Genomic DNA, 866 nt, shown 5'->3' with positions numbered 1-866 from the left:
TCCGGAGAGTCACGGGGGACGTCGGGAGGCGCCGGGGGAACGCCGGAGGGGGCGCGCGCGTCGTCCGGGCAGCGCATGGTGGCGTGCCGTGTGACGTGGAAGCCGGTACCGGGGAGGAGACCGGGCACCGAGACGTCCACCGTGGCGGTGACCTCGGCGCCGGACGTGCAGGGGGGCGCCTGCACGGTGCCTGCGCGCCGGGCCACCCAGTCGGTCATGGCGGCCCGGGCGGCGGCCTCCGGGGACGTGCGCGCATCGTCGAGCGTCGCCGTGCGGGCGGCGGCGCGAGCGCCGGTGCCGGCCTGCTGGGCGGCGAAGGCCGCCAGCCCGAGCTGGATCGCCGCCAGACCCACGAGGAGGAGGATGGGCAGGAAGCCGACGAACTCGACGGCGGCGGATCCCCGGTCGCCCGACGGCCACCGACCGCCCCGCGCCGTCCCGGACCGGGAGAGGGAACGGCCTCGCGCCCTTGCGGCCCAAGTGGGAGAGCGGTGCGGTCGCGCGGCCGGGGCGGAAGAGCGGCCCCTTGCCCCTGCGGCCCGTCCCGAGCAGCGCTCTCGCTCCTCTACGGCCGGTCCCGGACAGTGATCCGGATCTGCCGAGACCCGCCCGGCGCACCGCTCACGCTCGCCCAAGCCCCGTGCGGCACAGCCCTCACGCTCCCCCAAGCCCCGTGCGGCACAGCGCTCACGCTCCCCCAGGGCCCGTCCGGGACAACGCTCACGCTCACCTGCCGCCCGTCCGGAACAGCATCCCCGCTCCCCTACGGCCCGTCCGAGGCAACAGTCCCGCTCCCCTACGGAACATCCCGGAGAGAGGCATCGCGTCCTTGGGCCCCGGAACGTCCCCACCGCCCCCGCCCCGAC

1 protein-coding gene is annotated in these 866 nt (G+C 76.9%); it reads right to left on the bottom strand.

Going from position 1 to position 866, the window contains the following annotated elements:
• On the bottom strand, nt 1–353 hold a 353-nt coding region (locus ACSNOK_RS33295; RefSeq protein ID WP_436784517.1), incomplete at its 3' end, for a pilus assembly protein.
• Nucleotides 354–866: the final 513 nt, after the last annotated feature.

Origin of the sequence: Streptomyces sp. URMC 126, assembly GCF_051386555.1 — a bacterium.
Lineage (GTDB): Bacteria > Actinomycetota > Actinomycetes > Streptomycetales > Streptomycetaceae > Streptomyces.
The sequence above is the reverse complement of the archived record's forward strand: the minus strand, read 5'-3'. Positions and strand labels throughout refer to the sequence as shown.